Here is a 3033-nt window from a genome sequence, read left to right on the forward strand (position 1 = left end):
GACTCGGTGACGCGGGCGCCGTGTGCGCGGTCGCCGACCCGGCCGGCATCTCCACGCAGTCGCTGCCCGTCGAGGTCTCCCTCGCCCCCGGGCCGGCCCGCGGCCAGACGGTCGTCGACCGCCGCCCGCGCCCCGGGGAGTCGGAGATCCACGACGGCGTACGCGAACAGGCCCTGGTGGATGTGGCGCTGGACGTCGACGTGGAGCGGTACGTGAAGCTGTACCTGGAGACGGTCGAGCGCTAGGACGGTTACTTGATCGTCGGGGTGGCCTTCAGGTCGTACTTCAGGTAACCCTTGCCGTCGTCGGCCACGTCGGCGTAGATGACGGCGTCGGCCTGCCAGTACGTGCTCTTGGTGCGGATCTCCGCGTCGTTCGAGTTGACGTACTTCGAGTCCTGCTCCGAGTGGTTGAGGTCGTAGGTGATGTTCTCGTCCGAGACGGCCTTGACCTTGCCGCCGTGCTTCAGCTGCAGGTGCACATAGACGTCGTTGAAGCGCTTGCCGCCGGTGAAGAAGCTGCTGCCGTCCCAGGAGAGGTGGATCATGTCGGCGCTGTACCAGCGGTACCCGCCGGGCGCCGTGTCGGTCAGCTGCACACGGAGCTCCGCGGTGATCTTCACGTCGGGCTTACCCGGCAGCGGGATGTACGGCGTGGACGAGCTCTTGGTGGCGTAGGTCGCCGCGGAGGCCGGGGAGGCAGCCACCGCGACGGCGAGGGCGGCGATGACGCCGGCGGCGCCCAGCGAGCGCGTGGTGGAGCGAATGGGAGAACGCATGTGGACACCCCGTGGAAAGAAACAAAGGAACTCGGCCGATCCTAGATGGAGTTGATCTGGTCGACGGCGGCGGGTGACACGGTCCACCGACCCGGCCGTCTGGCAGGCGCTCCGGCTGCTGCGGGCGGCGGGGAAGGACGAACGCCCCGGAGCGGGGGTCTCCGGGGCGTTCGTATCAGGGGGTTGGTTCAGGAGCGGGCCGTACGGCGGCGTTTCGTCGCGAGGACGATCGCGGCGCCGCCCGCGAGGAGCACCGCGGCGCCCGCCGCGATGATGCCGCTGTCGCTGCCGCCGCCGGTCTCCGCGAGGTCACCGCCACCGCCGTTCGGCGTGGGGGCCGGGGTGGCGGCCGACTCGGAGGCGCTCGGCGTCGGGGTGCCGGTCGAGGGGGTTGCGGAGGCCGGCGGGGTCGTCTCCTCGGCCGGGGCCGACGGCTGCCCGGACTCCGGCGCGGACGGGGTCGGGGTGGCCGGGGGACGCGACTCCGTCGTGGTGCAGTCCTTCGTGCCCCCGTTCCACGCCGCGATCAGCTTGTCCTTGATGACCGGGTGGTCCGGGCCCTTGGGCAGGTCGCCGTGGTCGAAGCCGTCGTTCGCGTCCGTCCGGCCGTCGAACTTCACCGCGCCGCGGTAGAGGTCGATCTGGGCGAAGCAGCCGGCGTCGGGCACCGCGATGTCGAGGGATCCGGTCTCGCCGGGCTTGACCGTCACGGAGTCGAAGTCGACGAAGGCCTGCTCGCCGGAGGTGGCGAAGGAGGCGCCGTGGGCGAGGTAGGAGGCCAGGGACGAGGTGCAGGTGGCGGCGTCACCGGCGGTGCGGACCTTGATGTGGACCTTGCCGTCGTCGGTGGGCCTCAGGTTCTGGTCGTCGACCTTGACCGAGTCGTGGAAGTCGGTGCCGTCGAGCGAGAACTGGCAGCGGTCGGTGCCGGTCTCGGTACCCGCGCCGGTGCCGGGCGCGTAGGCGCCGCCGGACTTCCAGCCGTCACCGCCGGGCGCGTCGTCGGCCCGGGCCCCGGAGGCGGCGGCGACGGAGGACGCGCAGAGGGCGAGTGATGCGGCGCCCGTCCCCAGCAGGCGGCGCACGATGACACGGCTGATGGCCATGGACATCCCATCTCAAAAGCTCGGCGAGAGCGGAGGAAGGCACAAGGAAGGCAGAGGAATCACCGGCCCCATCGGTCACATGCGGCACAGCGTGAGCACATGGTGTTCGGGATCGTTGAAACTGTCAACTGGTGCTGAAATCAAGGGAGTTCACGAGTCGTCACAACTCCCCCACACAGGGAATGATCTGCTCCGCACAGTACGAAGATTCGCTTTCCCGGCAATGTGGACAGTGTTTGTACCGTCGTCCTTCCGAAGGGAGCCCGTGTGACCGGCATTTCCGCCAGGCAGGCACCGCAGGTCGACGCGGTGGCGGGCCTGCGCCGGGCCCGGGCGGCCATGCTGCTCATGCCGGCCCTGCCGGGATCCGCGTACGTCCACCAGGGCGGCCGTGGACGAGGACCGGCCCGTCGTACGGCTTCGGGCCGGGCGCCGCGCCCGGGGTCCTGCACTTCACCCGCACTCACGCCCGGCGGTGCGTCGCCACCCGTCCGGCGAACCGGTGCCGCTGCCCGCGGGCGAGGTGCTCCTGACCAGCGGGCCCCCGCGCGAGGACGGCCTGCTCGACCCGGACACCACCGTCCGGCTCGCCCAGGGCCTGCCGGTCGGTCAGCCCGCCGGCGGGCGGGGGCGGGGGGTGGCCGCGCCCCCCCCGCCCGAGCCGCCCCCCCCCCGCCCCGGCCCCGCCGGGCCGGGGCGGGGGCCCGCGCCGGCGCCGGGGAGCGCCCCGCTCGCGCCGTCGGCGCAGCGGGGGAGCGGCCGGTGCGGCGCGCTCGCACCACGGCGGAGGGATCGGCCAGTCAGACGACGGCGGAGCCAGTCGCTGGAATGACTCCGGCGGCGGAGCCAGTCGCTGGAATGACTCCGGCGGCGGAGCCAGTCGCCCGGCAGACTCCGGCGGCCGAGGGGCCCACGAGCCCGGGTCCGGCCGCTGCCGAGGGCGCCCCCGCGCGTCCGGCGCGCCGCTCGCGGAGCGCCGGTCAGGGGTCTGCCTCACAGCGTGCGGAGGCGGCCGCGGAGGCGGGGCCCGTGGCGGCGACGCCTCCCTCGGGGCCGCGCCGGTCGCGCAGCGCCGGGGAACGGGCGGCCGCACCACGCCCCGAGGGCCGGTCTCTTAGACACAAAGCCCGGCCCCCCCGCCCTGGGACA

2 protein-coding genes and 1 pseudogene are annotated in these 3033 nt (G+C 73.2%); 1 reads left to right on the forward strand and 2 read right to left on the reverse strand.

What is annotated here, in order from left to right:
* Window positions 1-245 (forward strand): annotated as a pseudogene (locus ACFW2E_RS44340) (nucleoside hydrolase); the annotation flags it as partial.
* A gap of 5 nt (window positions 246-250) precedes the next feature.
* On the opposite strand, the gene ACFW2E_RS44345 reads toward ACFW2E_RS44340, so the two are convergent.
* Window positions 251-778, reverse strand: a complete 528-nt coding sequence (locus tag ACFW2E_RS44345; RefSeq protein ID WP_384477112.1) for a hypothetical protein — start codon at window positions 776-778, stop codon at window positions 251-253.
* A gap of 188 nt (window positions 779-966) precedes the next feature.
* Window positions 967-1890, reverse strand: coding sequence for an LAETG motif-containing sortase-dependent surface protein (locus ACFW2E_RS44350; protein ID WP_384477115.1), 924 nt, complete (start codon window positions 1888-1890; stop codon window positions 967-969).
* Window positions 1891-3033 lie beyond the last annotated feature (1143 nt).

Origin of the sequence: Streptomyces sp. NPDC058964, assembly GCF_042741275.1 — a bacterium.
Lineage (GTDB): Bacteria > Actinomycetota > Actinomycetes > Streptomycetales > Streptomycetaceae > Streptomyces.